Origin of the sequence: Acinetobacter sp. YH12201 (assembly GCF_013418145.1) — a bacterium.
Taxonomy (GTDB): Bacteria; Pseudomonadota; Gammaproteobacteria; order Pseudomonadales; family Moraxellaceae; genus Acinetobacter.
The window spans coordinates 19,603-39,469 of record NZ_VPCP01000022.1 but is presented as its reverse complement, the minus strand read 5'-3'; the positions used below and the strand labels follow the sequence as shown (position 1 = coordinate 39,469).

Below are 19,867 nucleotides of genomic sequence, written 5' to 3'. Positions count from 1 at the left end.
GCTTGGTTAGAAAAATGCAGAAGGCTCTGGAAAAACTGTGAAAAGCACCTAAATACGAGCCTTCAGTTCATTAATTTAGCCTTTTTAAGGCTACTTTTGCATAGAAAATATTCTGGATAGGTTCTAAAATCCCCAATATGATCTCAAAAACAAAGGCATAAAAAAAGACGCCCGAAGGCGTCTTTTTGAGTCATTTAACGTCGAATTAGAATTCTTGGTTAAATGCTTGGCTTAATGCTTGGTCTACATCAGAGAAGTCATTAACCAGCGCATGTTCTGCTGCTTCTGCTTCTTGACGACGACGTTCCAAGTGGTACGCAAGACCAGTACCCGCTGGAATCAAGCGACCCACAACAACGTTTTCTTTCAAGCCACGTAGGTCATCTTCTTTACCTGTTACAGCCGCTTCAGTTAACACGCGTGTTGTTTCCTGGAACGATGCAGCAGAGATGAACGAGTCAGTAGAAAGCGATGCTTTGGTAATACCCATCAATTGACGTTCAAATTTCGCCGGGAACTTGTTCTGTGCAAGAACAGCTTGGTTCTCACTCATAACACGGATGTAATCCACTTGTTCGCCTTTGATGAAGCTTGTATCGCCACCGTCAGTAATGTCAACTTTACGCAACATTTGACGCACGATCACTTCGATGTGTTTATCGTTGATTTTTACACCTTGCAGACGGTATACGTCCTGAACTTCGTTCACGATGTAGTTGGTCAATGCCACTTCGCCTTTCAAGCGCAAGATGTCATGCGGGTTTTGCGGACCATCAGAAATGGTTTCACCACGGTTCACATGTTCGCCTTCGAACACGTTGATGGTACGCCATTTCGGAATAAGCTCTTCGTAAATCTCAGAGCCATCATCCGGAGTAATCACAAGACGGTTCTTGCCTTTAGTCTCTTTACCGAAGCTTACAACACCAGAAATTTCAGCAAGAATTGCATGCTCTTTCGGTTTACGTGCTTCGAACAAGTCAGCTACGCGTGGCAGACCACCGGTAATATCACGGGTACGTGAAGTTTCTTGTGGTACACGACCAATAACGTCACCGACACCAATCGTTTCGCCATCACGGACAGAAAGAATGGTATTTTGTGGCAAGAAGTAGAACTGTTCGCCACCATCAGTGGTATCCAATACAACCGCTGGACGCAAATCTTTACCTGACGCAGGACGTGAAGTCACTGGCAAGATTTCAATCGTGGTCATACCTGTTGCATCATCAGTTTTCGATGTCACTGTTACGCCATCAGCAATTTGGCTGAAACGTACTTTACCGGCAACTTCTGTAACCAATGGATGTGTATGTGGATCCCAAGTCGCTACGATACCGCCTGCTTCAACAGCTTCACCATCTTTCAGCAAGATAGATGCACCGTAAGGAAGTTTATAGCGTTCACGTTCACGACCTAAATCATCCGCAATACCGATCTCACCTGAACGTGAAGTCGATACCAAGTGACCTTTGGCATGTTGTACTGTTTTCACGTTGTGGAAACGTACTGTACCTTTGTTACGAACTTGTACGCTGTTTGCAGCAGAAGTTCGGCTCGCAGCACCACCCACGTGGAACGTACGCATGGTTAACTGTGTACCTGGCTCACCAATTGATTGAGCAGCCATTACACCCACAGATTCACCTGGGTTAACCAAGTGACCGCGAGCAAGGTCACGACCATAACACTTCGCACATACGCCAAATGTAGATTCACAGTTTACAACTGAACGTACTTTAACTTCATCGACACCTGCTTCTTCAAGGAAGGCAGCAATTTTTTCGTCAATTAAAGTGTTACGTGGAAGAATGACTTCGTCAGAACCAGCACGTTTCACGTCTTCAGCAACAACACGACCCAATACTCGAGCACCCAGATTCTCGATGACATCGCCACCTTGAATGAATGGCGTCATGACCAGACCGCCATAAGTACCACAATCCGGCTCGGTAATAACCAAATCCTGCGCTACGTCTACCAGACGACGAGTCAAGTAACCAGAGTTTGCTGTTTTAAGTGCTGTATCGGCCAAACCTTTACGCGCACCATGTGTTGAAATGAAGTACTGAAGTACTGTCAAACCTTCACGGAAGTTTGCTTTAATTGGGGTTTCAATGATCGAACCATCCGGTTTCGCCATCAAACCACGCATACCCGCCAACTGACGAATCTGAGCTGCCGAACCACGGGCACCCGAGTCAGACATCATGTAGATACTGTTGAATGATTTCTGTTTCTCATCTTCACCCTGTTTGTTCTTAACAGTCGTGAAAGACAAGTTATCCATCATCGCTTTCGCTACCTGGTCATTGGTACGCGCCCAGATATCGACTACCTTGTTATAACGTTCACCGGCAGTTACGAAACCTTGTTCGAATTGTTGTTCGATTTCACGAACTTCAACTTCTGCTTTTTCGATGATCGAGTATTTCGCTGGTGGAATGAGCATGTCTTCCATACCAACAGATACACCAGAACGAGTCGCTTGACGGAAGCCCAGGTACATCAATTGGTCAGCAAAGATAACGGTATCTTTCAGACCCAATTTACGGTAGCAAGAGTTAATTAACTTGGAGATGTTCTTTTTAGTCATCTCAACGTTGATTTGCTGGAAGTCCATACCTTCAGGAACAACTTCCCAAAGCAGACAACGGCCTGGAGTCGTGTCAACAATAATGGTTTGCTGTTCACGGTTTCCATCTTCGTCAATCACAGTCTGGTGTACACGTGCTTTAACGCGAGCGTGTAAATCTACCTGACCTGTTGCAAGTGCACGGTTTACTTCGTCAGTATCCGCGAACACCATGCCTTCACCTTTGGCATTGATTGCATCACGCGTGATGTAATACAAACCCAAGACCACGTCCTGAGAAGGTACGATGATTGGTTCACCGTTCGCTGGAGACAAGATGTTGTTGGTCGACATCATTAACGCACGAGCTTCTAACTGAGCTTCAAGTGTTAATGGTACGTGTACCGCCATTTGGTCACCGTCGAAGTCGGCGTTGAACGCAGCACATACGAGTGGGTGTAGACGGATCGCTTTACCTTCAATCAGGGTTGGTTCAAATGCTTGAAGACCCAAACGGTGAAGTGTAGGCGCACGGTTCAACATCACTGGATGTTGACGGATCACGTGAGCAAGAACGTCCCAAACTTCTGGAGTTTCGCGCTCAACCATTTTCTTCGCAGCTTTAATGGTTGTTGCTTGGCCAGAAGCTTGCAGTTTTGCGAAAATGAATGGCTTGAATAATTCAAGTGCCATTTTCTTCGGAAGACCACATTGGTGCAAACGTAAAGTTGGACCTACAGTAATAACCGAACGACCAGAGTAATCGACACGCTTACCAAGTAAGTTTTGACGGAAACGACCTTGCTTACCTTTGATCATATCAGCCAAAGATTTAAGCGGACGTTTGTTCGAACCGGTAATTGCACGACCACGACGACCGTTATCAAGCAATGCATCTACAGACTCTTGCAGCATACGTTTTTCGTTACGTACGATAATGTCTGGAGCAGCAAGGTCAAGAAGACGTTTTAAACGGTTGTTACGGTTAATCACACGACGGTAAAGATCGTTCAAATCAGAAGTCGCGAAACGTCCACCTTCAAGCGGAACCAACGGACGAAGGTCTGGTGGAAGAACTGGCAATACAGTTAATACCATCCATTCTGGCTTGTTGTTTGACTCTTTGAACGCTTCCATCAACTTCAAGCGTTTAGACGCTTTTTTCAGCTTGGTTTCTGAAGTTGTGTTAGGAATTTCTTCGCGAAGACGTGAAATTTCAGCTTCAAGATCGATGTCTTTCAACAGGTCCTGAACAGCTTCTGCACCCATTTTTGCAGTGAATTCATCACCGTGCTCTTCTAACGCCGTGAAGTATTCTTCATCGTTCAGAAGTTGGTATTTCTCCATTGGAGTCATACCTGGGTCAGTGACCACGTAAGATTCGAAATACAATACGCGTTCGATGTCACGTAAAGTCATGTCTAGAAGAAGACCGATACGAGACGGTAATGATTTCAAGAACCAGATGTGCGCAACTGGAGAAGCCAATTCGATGTGACCCATACGCTCACGACGAACTTTCGCAGTTGTTACTTCAACGCCACATTTTTCACAAATGACGCCTTTGTATTTCATACGCTTGTATTTACCACACAAGCATTCGTAATCTTTTACCGGACCAAAGATTTTGGCACAGAACAAACCGTCACGTTCAGGTTTGAAGGTACGGTAGTTAATTGTCTCTGGCTTTTTAACTTCACCATGAGACCATGACTTAATCATTTCTGGTGACGCAAGACCAATACGGATGCGATCAAACTCTACTGGAGCATGACCATCAGAATCCGTCTTTTTGCGCATGATATCGAGCAAGTCTTTCAATTTTTTTCTCCGTGTGTTGTGGAGATTTTCACTTCACAACTGGGTCACAAATATTGTTTTTTAACTGAAATTTGGAATCTCCCCTAGCCCCTCTTTGATAAAGAGGGGAACTTTCCCCCTTTGAAAAAGGGGGTCAGGGGGATTTAATTAGTCACCATTTTTCAGTTCAATGTTGATACCTAAAGAACGGATCTCTTTGGTCAATACGTTGAACGATTCAGGCATACCTGGGTCCATGTAATGGTTACCATCTACAATGTTCTTATAGATACGAGTACGACCTTCAACGTCATCCGATTTCACAGTAAGCATTTCTTGGAGCGTATAAGCTGCACCGTATGCTTCCAGTGCCCAGACTTCCATCTCACCGAAACGCTGACCACCGAACTGGGCTTTACCACCCAATGGTTGTTGCGTTACTAGAGAGTAAGAACCTGTAGAACGCGCATGCATCTTGTCATCAACCAAGTGGTTCAGTTTCAGCATGTACATGTAACCTACAGTTACTGGACGGTCAAAACGTTCACCGGTACGGCCATCATACAATACCGTTTGACCCGTACGTGAAATGCCACCAAGTTCAAGCAATTCTTTGATTTGCGATTCTTCAGCACCATCGAATACAGGTGTTGCTAAAGGAATACCAGCACGCAAATTACCAGATAATGCCAAGATTTCATCATCAGTCAAGCTGTCAAGATCTTCTTGCTGACCGCCAACTTTGTTGTAAATCTTGTCTAAGAAGTCACGAAGCTCAAGTACAGTGCGTTGCTCTTTCAACATCTTGTCGATTTGATCACCAAGACCTTTCGCTGCCATACCCAAGTGAGTTTCCAGAATCTGCCCCACGTTCATACGTGATGGTACACCCAGCGGGTTAAGTACCACATCCACAGGAACACCGTTGGCATCGTGCGGCATGTCTTCTACAGGCAAGATGTTCGATACAACACCCTTGTTACCGTGACGACCGGCCATCTTATCACCCGGCTGGATGCGACGTTTAACTGCGAGGTAAACCTTAACCACTTTCAATACGCCAGTAGTCAGTTCATCACCCGTAGAAAGTTTGCGTTTTTTCTCTGCAAATTTCTCGTCAATCTCTTGGCTCTTCTCTTTCAAGAACACTTGGATTTGAGTTAAACGCTCAGCAATTGCTTCATCACTTGGCTGGATATCCAGTAAGTCAACAAGCTCTAAACCAGATAACAATTCTTCAGTAAGCTTGTCACCGCGTTTAGTGGTACCACCACCATTCGATTCTTGACCTTTCAACAGGCGAACAATACGTTCACGTGCTGCTTCTTCGAAGATTTTGAATTCTTCTTTCAAGTCTTTACGGTAAGCATCCAATTGAGCTTTTTCAATGGCTTGAGCACGTTCGTCTTTTTCAAGACCGTCACGTGTAAACACTTGAACGTCAATCACTGTACCTTTCACACCTGAAGACACACGTAAAGAAGAGTCTTTAACGTCAGCTGCTTTTTCACCGAAGATTGCACGAAGCAATTTTTCTTCAGGCGTCAACTGCGTTTCACCTTTCGGTGTTACTTTACCAACCAGGATGTCACCCGCTGTTACTTCAGCACCGATGTAAACAATACCTGACTCGTCCAGTTTAGACAGTGCAGCTTCGCCAACGTTAGGAATATCAGCAGTAATTTCTTCTGCACCTAACTTGGTATCACGTGCAACACATGACAATTCTTGAATATGAATCGACGTTAAACGGTCTTCTTGAAGAACACGCTCAGATAACAAGATCGAGTCTTCGTAGTTGTAACCGTTCCAGGTCATGAACGCTACGCGCATGTTTTGACCAAGCGCCAATTCACCGCCATCCGTAGATGGACCATCCGCAAGAACGTCACCACGACCAACTTTATCACCAAGTTTCACAAGAACTTTCTGGTTGATACAAGTGTTCTGGTTCGAACGTGTATATTTGATCAGGTTGTAAATATCTACACCTGCTTCACCTGCGATCATCTCTTCTTCGTTGACACGAATTACCACACGAGACGCGTCTACAAATTCAATACGACCACCACGTTTCGCAAGTACACATACACCTGAGTCGTGCGCTACGTTTGCTTCCATACCAGTACCAACAAGCGGCTTGTCGGCGATCAACGTAGGTACTGCCTGACGTTGCATGTTTGAACCCATCAATGCACGGTTCGCATCATCGTGTTCAAGGAATGGAATAAGTGATGCAGCAACAGATACAACCTGTTGAGCAGATACATCCATATGCGTCACTTTTTCAGGAGGCATACGTACGAAATCACCTTGGTGACGTACAGAAACGAATTCTTCAGTCAGGTTACCTTCTTTATCAATTGCAGAATCGGCCTGTGCAATGACAGTACCTACTTCTTCAATTGCAGAAAGATATTCAACGTCATCTGTTACACGACCATCTACAACTTTACGGTATGGAGTTTCCAGGAAACCGAAGTTATTACATTTCGCATAAACAGAAAGTGAGTTAATCAAACCAATGTTTGGACCCTCAGGAGTCTCAATTGGACACACACGACCATAGTGAGTTTGATGTACGTCACGTACTTCGAAGCCCGCACGTTCACGTGTCAAACCACCAGGCCCAAGCGCTGATACACGACGTTTGTGTGTAATTTCAGACAACGGGTTGTTTTGGTCCATGAACTGAGACAACTGACTTGAACCAAAGAATTCTTTGATTGCAGCAGCAACTGGTTTCGCATTGATTAAATCTTGCGGAGACAAGTTGTCAGTTTCAGCTTGGCTTAAACGTTCTTTAACAGCACGTTCAACACGAACAAGACCAACACGGAACTGGTTTTCTGTCATTTCACCAACAGAACGAACACGACGGTTACCTAAATGGTCAATATCGTCGACTTCACCTTTACCGTTACGAATTTCAACCAATGTTTTTAATACATCAGTGATGTCTTCGTTTGAAAGAATACCTTCAACTTCACGAGACTTCTGATCAGTACCGACTTCGTAAGGACGACCCAAACGACGGTTGAACTTCATACGACCGACCGGAGACAAGTCATAACGTTCAGAAGAGAAGAACAGGTTGTTGAACAGGTTCTCAGCAGCTTCTTTTGTTGGTGGCTCGCCTGGACGCATCACTTTGTAGATTTCTACCAGTGCTTCTTCACGACCAGTAGTTGTATCAGCACGTAAAGAGTCAGCAATGAATGAACCGCGATCGATATCATTCGTGAACAATACGTTAAATTGTTTTACGCCACCTTCAGCCAATTTCACCATGATCTCATGGCTCAATACCGTATTGGCTGCAATCACTTCACCGTCACGTAAAGCAACATCTTCAGCAACAATACGTTCGTACAAGTATTCATCCGGAACAGAAAGTTTTTCTAAACCAGCAGCTTCCATCTGACGTACGTGACGCGCATTGATACGTTTACCTTGCTCTACAATCACTTTACCGTCATTGTCAGCAATGTCGAATTGCGCCATTTCGCCACGAAGACGCTCTGGAACCAGGTCAATCTGGTAGCTACCCATGTCAAGATACACAGGTACTTTTTCGTAGAACATATCCAGGATTTGTTCGTTGCTATAACCCAAAGCACGAAGAACCACAGTCGCAAGCAATTTACGACGACGGTCAATACGAACATATACAAGGTCTTTAGCATCGAATTCGAAATCCAGCCATGAACCACGGTAAGGAATGATACGTGCAGAATAAAGAACTTTACCGCTAGAATGTGTTTTGCCTTTATCGTGGTCAAAGAACACGCCTGGTGAACGGTGTAATTGAGATACGATTACACGCTCAGTACCATTGATGACAAAAGTACCGTTTTCTGTCATGAGTGGCATTTCACCCATGTACACTTCTTGTTCACGTACGTCTTTAATTGATTTGGTTTCGCGATCTTTTAAGATCAAACGAATTTTTACACGCATTGGTGCTGCATAAGTTGAACCACGTAAAATACATTCACGCACGTCAAACTCAGGCTTACCAAGACTATACTCAACAAATTCTAAAGCAGCATTGCCAGAATAACTTTCAATAGGAAAAACTGAACGAAATGCGGCTTGGAGACCGATATCTTCGCGGTTTTTTGGTGTTTTGCCATCTTGTAAGAATGTTCGGTACGAGTCGACCTGAATCGCGAGCAAGTACGGAGCATCCATGACGCTAGGCAATTTACCAAAATTCTTACGGATCCGTTTCTTTTCGGTATATGAGTATGCCATCTGGAGTCCTCGGAAAGTAAACTAAGTCCGCCTGCAGAACGGACCTAGAAGGAATTACACAGGCCGATATGGCCACCACTTTTTACAAATGCTGCAATTTTTAGTGGTATTAAAACGCTTAGCAATATTTTCAAATATAAAAAATATTGGTAAACGTTTGATATTATTGATTATTATAATAATTGATGCTTTTTTACACCAATCAAACAAAAATCGAGCCGATAATTGTAACGCAAAAAGGCTGATGACCCAAGAGCCATCAGCCAATTTTTGGGGTCAATTTAAAATTAGACCCCGATCGAAATTACTTAACAGTAACTGTAGCACCAGTTTCTTCAAGTTTTTTCTTAAGTTCTTCAGCTTCTTCTTTAGAAACGCCTTCTTTAAGAACTGAAGGAGCGCCTTCAACCATGTCTTTAGCTTCTTTCAAGCCAAGACCAGTGATTTCACGAACTGCTTTAATTACAGCTACTTTGTTAGCACCGAAAGAAGTCAACTCAACGTTAAATTCAGTTTGTTCTTCAACAGCAGCACCAGCAGCAGGACCAGCAGCAACAGCTACAGCAGCAGCAGATACGTTGAATTTTTCTTCAAAAGCAGAGATAAGTTCAACAAGTTCAAGAACAGTTTTTTCAGCAACTGCGTTTAAGATTTCTTCGTTAGTTAAAGCCATGAGAATAACTCCAAATGGGGATTGAATGGTGTGAAAGTAAATTTAAGCTTATGCAGCTTCTGACTCGTTTTTCTCTTTGAGCGCAGTAATAAGGCGACCCAATTTCGAAATAGGAGCTTGAAGAACGTTTGCAAGCATAGTAAGCGCTTTTTCTTGGTTTGGAAGGTTTGCGATAACGCTAACTTCAGCACCTTGATAAACCTTGCCGTCAAATGCAGCAGCTTTAAGTTCAAATGCTTTGTTAGTTTTAGCAAATTCTTCAAACAAGCGAGCAGCTGCGCCCATGTCGTCTTCAGAAGTTGAGAAAGCTAAGATTGTTGGGCCAACAAGGTTGTCATTCAAGATATTGAATTGAGTATCTTGAAGAGCACGTTTAGCTAAAGTATTACGCACAACACGTGTAGCAACACCTAGTTTACGAGCTTCAACACGAAGAGCAGTTAATTGCTCAACAGTTAAACCTTGGTAGTCAGCAACAACAGCAGCAAATGCAGTAGAAGCAACTTCAGCTACTTCAGCTACGATCTGTTTTTTGCCTTCGATAAGAAGAGCCATTGTAAAACCTCCTAACGGTGATTTATGCACTTACAAAGAAGTACACTCCCAATTCGTAAGGCCATCACTGGACTTACACGCGGAGGATGAACAAATCACACCACCGCGTCTACTCGGACTGGGCTTTTAAGAAGTGAGTTCCAAAGAACTCTCCTCGCCCGAGGTCTTTGACGCTGACAAATTTACATTTATCAATTCAAAGTTTGCCTAAATTATCCCCTCTCCTTATAGGAGAGGACTAGGGAGAGGTTTAACCCTCTTCCCGACCTTCTCCCAGAGGGAGAAGGAGACATCTTCAGGGCTTTAAAATTCTTTTCTAAGTCAAACTTAGTTAGATACGTTTGCTACATCAATAGTAAGACCAGGACCCATAGTTGAGCTTAAAGTGATCTTTTTGATGTAAACACCTTTAGAAGTCGCAGGTTTTGCTTTCTTAAGGTCAGCTACAAGAGCTTCAACGTTTTGACGAACAGCAGCAGCTTCAAAGCCAACTTGACCGATCGCAGCGTGGATGATACCCGCTTTGTCTACACGGTAACGTGCTTGACCAGCTTTAGCGTTTTTAACAGCGCCAGCTACGTCAGGAGTTACTGTACCCACTTTAGGGTTTGGCATTAAGCCACGTGGACCAAGAATCGTACCAAGTTTACCTACAACGCGCATTGCATCTGGAGCAGCAATTACTACGTCGAAATCAAGGTTACCCGCTTGAATGCTTTCAGCAAGATCATCAAAACCAACGATGTCTGCGCCTTCAGCTTTAGCAGCTTCAGCAGCAGCACCTTGAGCAAACACAGCAACACGTACAGTTTTACCAGTACCTGCAGGAAGTGTAGTCGCGCCACGAACAACCTGGTCAGATTTACGTGGGTCAACACCTAGATTTACTGATACATCCAAAGATTCTTTGAATTTAGCAGCAGGAAGGCTAGTTAAAACTTGTACTGCTTCTTCCAAAGTGTAAACTTTGTTTGCTTCTACAGCAGCAGCAATGGCTTTTTGACGTTTAGTTAATTTAGCCATGTCTTATAGCTCCACTTCCAAGCCCATAGAACGCGCAGAACCAGCAATGGTACGTACACGTGCGTCTAAATCAGCACCAGTTAAATCTGGTTCTTTAGTAGTCGCAATTTCTTCTAACTGAGCACGAGTCAACTTACCAACTTTAGTTTTGTTAGGTACAGCTGAACCCTTTTGAATACCAGCAGCTTTCTTAAGAAGAATAGCAGCAGGTGGAGTTTTCATGATAAATGTGAACGACTTGTCGTTGTACACAGTAATCACTACAGGAATTGGAAGACCTGGTTCAACTTTTTGTGTAGCAGCATTGAATTCTTTACAGAATGCCATGATGTTAACACCACGTTGACCTAGTGCAGGACCAATCGGTGGAGATGGATTCGCTTTACCAGCTGGAACTTGCAGCTTGATATAGCCGTCAATCTTCTTAGCCATTTCAAATTACCTCTGGGTACAAACGCCGCCAGGCTCCCCAACGCTATTTATGTAACAATACTGTTACAACAACAATGCCCGATCCATAACAAATCGGGCGTTTTCAATCCAACTTAAATCAGTTCGCTTTTTCGACTTGACGAAATTCGAGCTCAACCTGAGTTGGACGATTGAATACATTGATTGTCAACGTCAAACGTGACTTCTCGTAAAGAACTTCTTCCACCACACCTTTAAAGTCGGTAAATGGACCATCAATAACGAGTAATTCTTCGCCTGGCTCAAACATCGTCTTAGGACGAGGTGCTTCACCAGTATTGTGTACACGCGCAAGAATCGCATCAGCTTCTTTTTGCGTAATTGGTGCAGGTTTCTCTGCTGTACCACCAATGAAACCCAATACTTTTGGACATTCTTTAACGATGTGCCAGGTATCATCATTCATTTCCATTTCGACTAATACGTAGCCAGGAAAGAATTTACGCTCTGATTTACGCTTCTTACCATCCTTCATCTCTACCACTTCTTCGGTAGGAACCAGGACTTCACCAAAGCTATCGGCTACAGCGCTACGCTGGATTCGATCATTAAGTGAACGCATCACTTGTTTTTCATAACCTGAATAGGCATGAATAATGTACCAACGTTTCATAGCTCTTTTACCCGATAAAAAACTTCATTAACCAGCCCAAGATGTAATCAAAACACCATAAAACAATGGCAGCGATTACAACAACAGCAAGAACATGCCAAGATGTGGATACCGTTTCCTGCTTAGTCGGCCAAGTCACACGACGCAGCTCAATTCGAGCGTCTTTCAACAAACGAACAAAGCCTTTGCCTTGATGGGTGGCGTATAATAAACCTAAAGCCACTACGATACAAGCCAAAATTATTCCAACGCGCACCCAAACACTATTGGCTGGTGCCCAATACGCTGGCAAATACTGCCCCCCTATGGCTGCACCGATTAACAAAATCAATGCGATAACCCATAGAACAATATCTAAAGGGGAACCAGAATTAACAACTTCAGCAGAATTATTTCTTTGTGGAATTGGCGCTTCGCTTAATGCGTCACGCGATTTATCATTCGACATTTTTGTACTCGTCGTAGGCTTCGCGACTTATTATATGACAATTTAACCAGCATCAAGCTTTTTTTTAAAAAAATGGCAGGCCAGGAGGGACTCGAACCCCCAACATTCGGTTTTGGAGACCGACGCTCTACCAATTGAACTACTGACCTACAGTACAAATCGGGAACTAAAGTCCCCGATCTGTAATTTCAACTTATGGTTGCTATTATGCAGTTACTTTAGCAACAACACCAGCACCAACTGTACGACCACCTTCACGGATCGCAAAACGTAGACCTGGGTCCATTGCGATTGGGTGAATCAATTCTACTGACATTTCTACGTTGTCACCAGGCATAACCATTTCAACGCCTTCTTTCAAAGAAATCGCGCCAGTTACGTCAGTTGTACGGAAATAGAACTGTGGACGGTAACCGTTAAGGAATGGAGTGTGACGACCACCTTCTTCTTTAGAAAGTACGTATACTTCTGCATCGAATTTAGTGTGCGGCTTGATTGTACCTGGTTTAGCAAGTACTTGACCACGTTGAACTTCTTCACGTTTAGTACCACGTAGAAGAACACCACAGTTCTCGCCTGCACGACCTTCGTCAAGCAATTTACGGAACATTTCTACGCCAGTTACAGTTGTCTTAACTGTATCTTTGATACCTACGATTTCAACTTCTTCGCCTACTTTCACGATACCTGATTCAACACGGCCAGTTACTACTGTACCACGACCAGAAATTGAGAATACGTCTTCGATTGGCATCAAGAATGCTTTGTCGATTGCACGTTCTGGTTCTGGGATATAAGTGTCAAGCGCTTCAACAAGAGCAAGAACTGAAGATTCGCCATATTGACCAGCGTCACCGTTAAGCGCAGCCAAAGCTGAACCACGGATAACAGGAGTGTCATCACCAGGGAAGTCATAAGTAGAAAGAAGTTCACGAACTTCCATTTCAACCAGTTCAAGCAACTCTTCGTCGTCTACAAGGTCACATTTGTTCAGGAACACAAGGATGTAAGGTACACCTACTTGGCGAGACAAAAGGATGTGTTCACGAGTTTGTGGCATAGGACCGTCAGTCGCAGCACATACAAGGATCGCACCGTCCATCTGAGCAGCACCAGTGATCATGTTTTTAACATAATCGGCGTGTCCTGGGCAGTCTACGTGAGCGTAGTGACGAACCGGAGAATCGTATTCTACGTGTGAAGTATTAATGGTAATACCACGTGCTTTTTCTTCTGGTGCAGAGTCAATTGCTGCGTAATCTTTCGCTTCACCGCCGTAAGTTTTTGCACAAATAGTTGCAATCGCAGCAGTTAAAGTAGTTTTACCATGGTCGACGTGACCAATTGTGCCCACGTTTACGTGTGGCTTGTTACGTTCAAACTTAGCCTTAGCCATGTTCATCTTCCTCGTTTACGTCGAACACAATCCTGAGTAAAACCCAGCTCCGACATGTCGTTTAAAAAATCAAACACCCAATACTTGAAAAGCAGACTAATAAGCCTGCTTTTTAAAATCTTTGCAACAAAGTTGCCAAACTGTATCTGGAGCTCTTATCGAGATTTGAACTCGAGACCTCTCCCTTACCAAGGGAGTGCTCTACCACTGAGCTATAAGAGCAAATAAAAACTTCAATGGAGCGGGAGACGAGGGTCGAACTCGCGACATGTAGCTTGGAAGGCTACCGCTCTACCAACTGAGCTACTCCCGCACGATGTTGGTATAAACCACTTATCGAAGTCTTAAAATTGGTGGTGAGAGAAGGATTCGAACCTTCGAAGCTTACGCGACAGAGTTACAGTCTGTTCCCTTTGACCGCTCGGGAATCTCACCATTTTACACTTACTTCAGTGTTGTTCTTTTACCCCACTACTCAAACCTCTAAGATGGTGCCGGCACACGGATTCGAACTGTGGACCTACTGATTACAAGTCAGTTGCTCTACCAACTGAGCTATGCCGGCGTTTCTTAGTGTTTCGTACGTTTCGTATCGGAACGGTGTGCAGTTTAGCAAAACTTAGAATCCGTGCAAGTGTTTTTTTCAAAAAAACCGTCAAAAACTCATAAAATCAATCCGTTTGATGATAATTCAACCGCTTTGATCACTGCGCGAGCTTTTATTTGGGTTTCATTCCACTCAGATTCAGGATTTGAGTCATAAACCAGACCTGCGCCAGCCTGAACATAGACCTTATTTTCACGAATCACACAGGTTCGAATGGCAATCGACATGTCCATTTCACCATGCCAGCCTAAATAACCCACAGCCCCTCCAAAAATTCCGCGTTTGACCGGCTCGACTTCGTCAATAATTTCCATGGCACGGATTTTTGGTGCACCCGAAAGCGTACCTGCCGGGAAAGTGGCTTTAAACACATCCAGCGCATCGACATCATCGCGAACTTCACCCTGCACATTCGAGACAATATGCATGACATGCGAATAACGTTCGATCACCATTTTATCCGTGACCTGCACTTTACCGATTTTTGACACACGCCCAACATCGTTACGCCCCAGGTCAATCAGCATCAAATGTTCAGCAATCTCTTTTTCATCAGAAAGCAGATCTTGCTCAAGCGCCAAATCTTCTTCTTTGGTTTTACCACGTGGACGCGTCCCGGCCAAAGGACGCACAGTCGCAATGCCATTTTCCAGACGCGATAAAATCTCAGGTGAAGATCCTACGATATGAAATGGCTTTTGATTATCTAAAGTCCGCCCTTGAACCAGAAACAGATACGGTGATGGATTCAGATGACGCAAGGCACGATAGACCTGTAAAGGCTCGCCATCGAAGTCCGAGACCATACGATGCCCCGGCACTACCTGCATGACATCGCCCGCTTTAATATATTCCTTCACCTTGGCAATCGACTCGATAAACTTGTCATGCCCGGTTAAAGACTCAAAATGGGGAGCGGTATGTTTTTTGGCTTGCAGGCTGATCGGGGTTGCCAGCGTATTTTCCAGTTCATCCAATTGAGCCAGGGCTTTGGCATAGGCCTCGGGATCATTTGCATCTGCATGTACAATCAGGAACAAGGTGTCTTTTAAGTTATCAAACACAATGACGGTTTTAGACAGCATCATCCAGATATCCGGCAAACCGACCGGATCGGCTTCAGGCACATTTTTTAGGCGCGGTTCAATATAGCGTACCGAATCATAGCCAAAATAGCCCACCAGCCCACCGGTGAAACTCGGTAAATCAGGCAAATCTTTTTGCGTCGGCACATGGAACTGCGCCTGAAAATCACGGATATACTGAAATGGGTCGCTACATGACTGAGTATCAACAGAACCATCCACCTGCTGAACGGTTAATACACCGCGGTTGCATGAAAAAACAGTGGACTCACCCAAACCGATAATGGAATAACGTGCCCAGTTCTCTCCTCCCTCGACCGATTCAAACAGATAGGCCTGACTGTGGTCTTTCAGACGTGCAAATACGGATAATGGAGTTTCGGTATCGGCCAAACGCTGACGATAAACCGGAATCAGGTTATAACCCTCAGATTTTAACTGTTCGAATTGAGCTTGAGTTGTCATGAGTATTCTCTATGTTTTCGATATGGCTGGTTTAAGTTTGTTTTCCTGTAATCTGACTTAGTTTCGCCATCGAAAAACCATACAATTTCTCATTCCACTATCCTTAATTTTCACTTATTGCGCAAGTAATTCTGTTAAATCATCAACCACTTGTTGCGGCTGGCAATCATGAATATCTTCACCATGATTATAGCCATAGCTCACCACAATACAATCAACTCCCGCACGTCTTGCTGCTTCCACATCATTACTGGAGTCCCCAATCATGAGCGTTTCTGCCGCAGTGGCATTATATTCACCAACACAAAACAGCAACTGCCGTGGATGAGGTTTACGTTCTTCAAAACGGTCCCCGCCAATCACATCGACAAAATAATGATTCAGCCCCAAGGCTTCAACAATCGCACGTGCCGGCTGTTCGGGTTTATTGGTGACACAAATCATTTGCTTATTGCAGCTTAAACCCCAGTCAAGAAATTCAACTACCCCTTTAAAAGGCTGGGTATCCACACAGGGATCTGCATTATAAATACTTAAAAAAGTCGCCAATAATTGCTGATGCTGTGCAGGATCGACCTTTCCGGTAAGATATTGCAAAGTGCTATGGCAAAAAACAGAGGTGCCCTTACCGATCCAGGTACGCACCTGTTGCTCAGTCACGGTCGGCAATTGCAAGACATTGAGACTCATGTTCATGGCCCGGTATAAATCTGATGCCGAGTCAACCAAGGTACCATCCAAGTCAAATAAAATCAGTTTACGGCTTGCAAGTTTTGCTACAGACATCATTTCCCTCTTATGATTGATTTCGACCATACAGATACAATAAAGGCATGCGATTGCATGCCTTTATTGTATGTCGCGTGCAGGCTTATTTAAAGAACAACCAGGCAATGATTGCAAGGATAATCAATACAACAATGGAGATTAGGCCCACCGATGCATTTTTCTGCTCTTCCTTGACTTGCTCTACACGTGATACCGGTGTTTCAACCGCGATAGGTATTTGCTTCTCGGGAATTGTACTCAAGTCTACACCTTCAGGAATAGGTGCAGGTTTCGGGATGGCAACCCCTTGTGGCATACCATCACGACTCAGCTGAACGCTGGCATCGCGCTCGGTCAGTTCAGGCATGCCCTGATCATTCATTTGCTGTGCTACGGTCTTTAGCACTTCAGTTTCTACAGGCTGTTTAACTGCTGGCCCTTCCTGATTTAATGCAGCGACGGTCTGTTCAATCTCAAGCGGCACATCTATTGCTTGAGCAGGTTCTAGAACTGAAAATTTCAGGCTTGCGAACTGAACGATATCCCCTTCTTTTAACAAGGTTTCATGTTCAATACGTACATCATTAACAAAGGTGCCATTGGATGAGTTTAAATCTTGCAGCCATAAGGCTTGGTCTTTGAGCAAGAAAGCTGCATGTTTACGGGAAATTTCCCCGGCCTGCAATACGATATCTGCACTCTGATGGCGCCCGACCAACATATCACGGTCGATGCTGATTTCCTGTCCCGTTAATTCACCGGTAATTGCTTGTATTTTCCAAGTCATGAAATGCACTTCTCTTTGTGATTTTGAATCATCATATCACGGCAAATATTCAATTCTTTAGCCACGCTGTCAAGAACCAGAACGAATCGTGGTTGTGGTCACGGTATTTTTGGTTTTTTTAACCTCGGTCACCGGCATAGCAACACTTTGTTTCTGCACTACCGGTTCTATCGCAACCGGTGTACTAAACGTGGCTGTATTGGGCTGATTTTGGGTTGCTGATGGCAATGTTTGATAATCAGAGGCTTTCGGTGCCGATGAGGTAACCGGAATGCGCTGCTGATAAATGTCTTCTACATTTTCAGGTAATGTGGCAAAAGTACCATCCTGATCCATGGCCAACTGCAAGCTGTACAACTGGCTGTAACGCTGCTGCGACAAACGGCGCACATCCTTACTATCTCCAACAATCGTGGGATGGATAAAGACCAGCAAATTGCGCTTCTCATTGGATTTGGCATCGGCACGGAAGAGACGCCCCAAACCTGGTATTGCACCCAAACCCGGTACCGACTGACGGCTATGAATCGAGTTGTCGGAAATCAAGCCACCCAAAACAATAGTCTGTCCATGTTCTGCCAGAATCGAGGTTTTAATGGCACGCTTACTGGTGACCAAGTCCGATGCTTGGCCTTTGTCCTGTACCGCAGAAACTTCCTGCTCGACTTCAAGACGCACCGAACCACCTTCCCCAATATGCGGCACTACCTTTAACGTAACACCGACATCCTTGCGTTCTACCGTGGTATAAGGATTCAACCCTGCTGAAGTCGTGGTTGCAGAACCGGTCACAAAGGGCACGTTCTGTCCCACTACAATATAAGCCTCTTCATTATCCATAGTGACAATGGAAGGTGTCGAGAGCAGATTGGACTTGGTTTTGCTTTTTAGGGCCTGAATCAATGCACCATACAGTTTGCGTGAACCGTTATCGCTTTCCCTGTAATCGCCAAGTAACAGCGAGGTACCGGTTCCCAAATTGGCCGCAGCACCTGCCGCACCACTGGTTACATATCCAGCGGCAAGCTCGGCAATACTTGCACCGACATTGCTAAAGTTGATTAAGCCGACGCCGTTGGTCAGATCACCCAAAGCCCACTGCACACCCAGCTGATCGGCATCATTGCCTTCCACTTCAATAATGGCGGCTTCAATCAGGACCTGTTGACGACGGATATCCAGCTGCTGAATGGCGGATTCAATTTCACGCATCAGTTGTGGATCAGCTTTCACTACCAATGAATTTTGGCTGTCATCAGCAATAATACTGACGCCATTAGCATTAAAACTGGTGATGCTATTCTGATTGCTACTGTTTGATCCTGCACCCAGATTAATACTTGGGGTCGAAATACTGGAAGAACTGCTGCTGGATGAGCTACTGCCCGAATTGTTATTGTTTGAATTGTTCATCACATTATTGTTTGATGAACTATTTGAATTGGATGAACCGGATAACGACTGACCAGACACCAAGCCCTGTAAAATTTCCGCCAGGTTTTTGGCACTGGCATATTTTAAGCGAAACACTTTTAAACCACCCAAACGATCTGCTGCCGGTACATCCAGCATTTCAATCATCTGGCGGATGCGTTTGCGTGTTGCGGTGTCACCTTTCAATACAATGCGGTTGGTGCGGGTATCTGCAATGATACGGATACGGGAACCTTTTAAATCTCTGGTTGCACCGGTAGAGCTCATGGATTCCAACAAACCAATCATTTCTTCAGCCTGACTAGATTGCAGGCTCACCGCTTCAATGTCATTTTGTCCGGTACCATCCAGATTACGGATAATGGTTTCCAGCTGATAAATATTGCTGGCACGGTCTGACACAATCAGTGCATTGGTTCCAGCCACTGCCGACAAATGGGCAAATTGCGGCATCAATGGACGGATGGCAGGAATCAGGTCATTCGGGTTGGTGTTTTCCAGCCAGATCACCCGTGTCACAATCTGGTCCCCAGTCGCACGGTGCTTGCTGTCAAAAGGCACACCGGAACTTTTAACATTGCTATCTGGAACCAGTTTGATGGTATTGCCTGAAGGAATGGCGACCACACCATTCACGTTCAATACGCCCAGAAACAGATCGTAGACTTCGGCTTTATTTAAAGGCTTATTGGAAATGACCGTGACATTGCCGCGCACACGTGGATCAACAGCAAAATTCTTCCCGGTAATATCAGCTACTTCATTAATAAATGCAGTTAAATCAGCATCTCGTAAGTTGATTTTCCATGTTTGCGCTTGAGTAGAGGTACTCACCATAGCAATCAGGGGTGCAGCCGCGAATAAAGCCCACACTGGACGATGATGATTAAATAAAGCCATAAAGTTTCGT

13 protein-coding genes, 5 tRNA genes and 1 pseudogene are annotated in these 19,867 nt (G+C 44.5%); 1 reads left to right on the top strand and 18 read right to left on the bottom strand.

Features of this window, described 5'->3' with window-relative positions; genetic code table 11:
* A pseudogene (locus tag FTU91_RS06540) lies at positions 1-120 on the top strand (IS5/IS1182 family transposase); the annotation flags it as partial.
* An 85-nt stretch (positions 121-205) separates the two neighbouring features.
* Here the strand turns inward: FTU91_RS06540 and rpoC are convergent.
* The 18 genes from rpoC to gspD form a co-directional block, all read right to left on the bottom strand.
* Positions 206-4,396, bottom strand: coding sequence for a DNA-directed RNA polymerase subunit beta' (gene rpoC, locus FTU91_RS06535; RefSeq protein WP_086197249.1), 4,191 nt, complete (start codon positions 4,394-4,396; stop codon positions 206-208).
* Positions 4,397-4,543: 147 nt separating this feature from the next.
* The gene (gene rpoB, locus FTU91_RS06530; RefSeq protein ID WP_180081479.1) at positions 4,544-8,632 is read right to left on the bottom strand and encodes a DNA-directed RNA polymerase subunit beta; all 4,089 of its coding nucleotides are present in this window, start codon (positions 8,630-8,632) and stop codon (positions 4,544-4,546) included.
* Between the two features lie 304 nt (positions 8,633-8,936).
* Positions 8,937-9,305 carry a 50S ribosomal protein L7/L12 gene (rplL, locus tag FTU91_RS06525; RefSeq protein ID WP_086197252.1) on the bottom strand — a complete coding sequence of 123 codons (369 nt, stop codon included), beginning with the start codon at positions 9,303-9,305 and terminating at the stop codon, positions 8,937-8,939.
* Between the two features lie 48 nt (positions 9,306-9,353).
* Positions 9,354-9,860, bottom strand: a complete 507-nt coding sequence (gene rplJ, locus FTU91_RS06520; RefSeq protein ID WP_086197253.1) for a 50S ribosomal protein L10 — start codon at positions 9,858-9,860, stop codon at positions 9,354-9,356.
* A 327-nt stretch (positions 9,861-10,187) separates the two neighbouring features.
* The gene (gene rplA / locus FTU91_RS06515; RefSeq protein WP_166168483.1) at positions 10,188-10,883 is read right to left on the bottom strand and encodes a 50S ribosomal protein L1; all 696 of its coding nucleotides are present in this window, start codon (positions 10,881-10,883) and stop codon (positions 10,188-10,190) included.
* 3 nt (positions 10,884-10,886) lie between these two features.
* Positions 10,887-11,315, bottom strand: coding sequence for a 50S ribosomal protein L11 (rplK, locus tag FTU91_RS06510; RefSeq protein ID WP_034587972.1), 429 nt, complete (start codon positions 11,313-11,315; stop codon positions 10,887-10,889).
* A gap of 118 nt (positions 11,316-11,433) precedes the next feature.
* Positions 11,434-11,967, bottom strand: coding sequence for a transcription termination/antitermination protein NusG (gene nusG, locus FTU91_RS06505; protein ID WP_180081477.1), 534 nt, complete (start codon positions 11,965-11,967; stop codon positions 11,434-11,436).
* Between the two features lie 7 nt (positions 11,968-11,974).
* Positions 11,975-12,415: a preprotein translocase subunit SecE gene (secE, locus tag FTU91_RS06500; RefSeq protein WP_086197256.1), complete on the bottom strand. Its 441-nt coding sequence runs from the start codon at positions 12,413-12,415 to the stop codon at positions 11,975-11,977.
* Positions 12,416-12,488: 73 nt separating this feature from the next.
* Positions 12,489-12,564: transfer RNA gene (locus FTU91_RS06495), tRNA-Trp, on the bottom strand.
* Between the two features lie 56 nt (positions 12,565-12,620).
* Entirely contained in the window at positions 12,621-13,811 is a 1,191-nt protein-coding gene (gene tuf, locus FTU91_RS06490; protein ID WP_180081475.1) for an elongation factor Tu, read from the bottom strand.
* 147 nt (positions 13,812-13,958) lie between these two features.
* Positions 13,959-14,033, bottom strand: a tRNA-Thr gene (locus FTU91_RS06485).
* A gap of 15 nt (positions 14,034-14,048) precedes the next feature.
* A tRNA-Gly gene (locus tag FTU91_RS06480) sits at positions 14,049-14,124 on the bottom strand.
* A gap of 38 nt (positions 14,125-14,162) precedes the next feature.
* Positions 14,163-14,246, bottom strand: a tRNA-Tyr gene (locus FTU91_RS06475).
* Positions 14,247-14,300: 54 nt separating this feature from the next.
* A tRNA-Thr gene (locus FTU91_RS06470) sits at positions 14,301-14,376 on the bottom strand.
* A gap of 98 nt (positions 14,377-14,474) precedes the next feature.
* Positions 14,475-15,968 carry an anthranilate synthase component I gene (gene trpE, locus FTU91_RS06465; protein ID WP_166170661.1) on the bottom strand — a complete coding sequence of 498 codons (1,494 nt, stop codon included), beginning with the start codon at positions 15,966-15,968 and terminating at the stop codon, positions 14,475-14,477.
* 114 nt (positions 15,969-16,082) lie between these two features.
* Positions 16,083-16,754 (bottom strand): phosphoglycolate phosphatase, encoded by a 672-nt coding sequence (locus tag FTU91_RS06460; protein ID WP_180042022.1) that lies wholly within the window; start codon positions 16,752-16,754, stop codon positions 16,083-16,085.
* 85 nt (positions 16,755-16,839) lie between these two features.
* Positions 16,840-17,523, bottom strand: a complete 684-nt coding sequence (locus tag FTU91_RS06455; RefSeq protein WP_180081473.1) for an FHA domain-containing protein — start codon at positions 17,521-17,523, stop codon at positions 16,840-16,842.
* Positions 17,524-17,592: 69 nt separating this feature from the next.
* A complete protein-coding gene (gene gspD / locus FTU91_RS06450) occupies positions 17,593-19,857 on the bottom strand; it encodes a type II secretion system secretin GspD (protein ID WP_180081471.1) in 2,265 nt (754 codons plus the stop codon).
* Positions 19,858-19,867 lie beyond the last annotated feature (10 nt).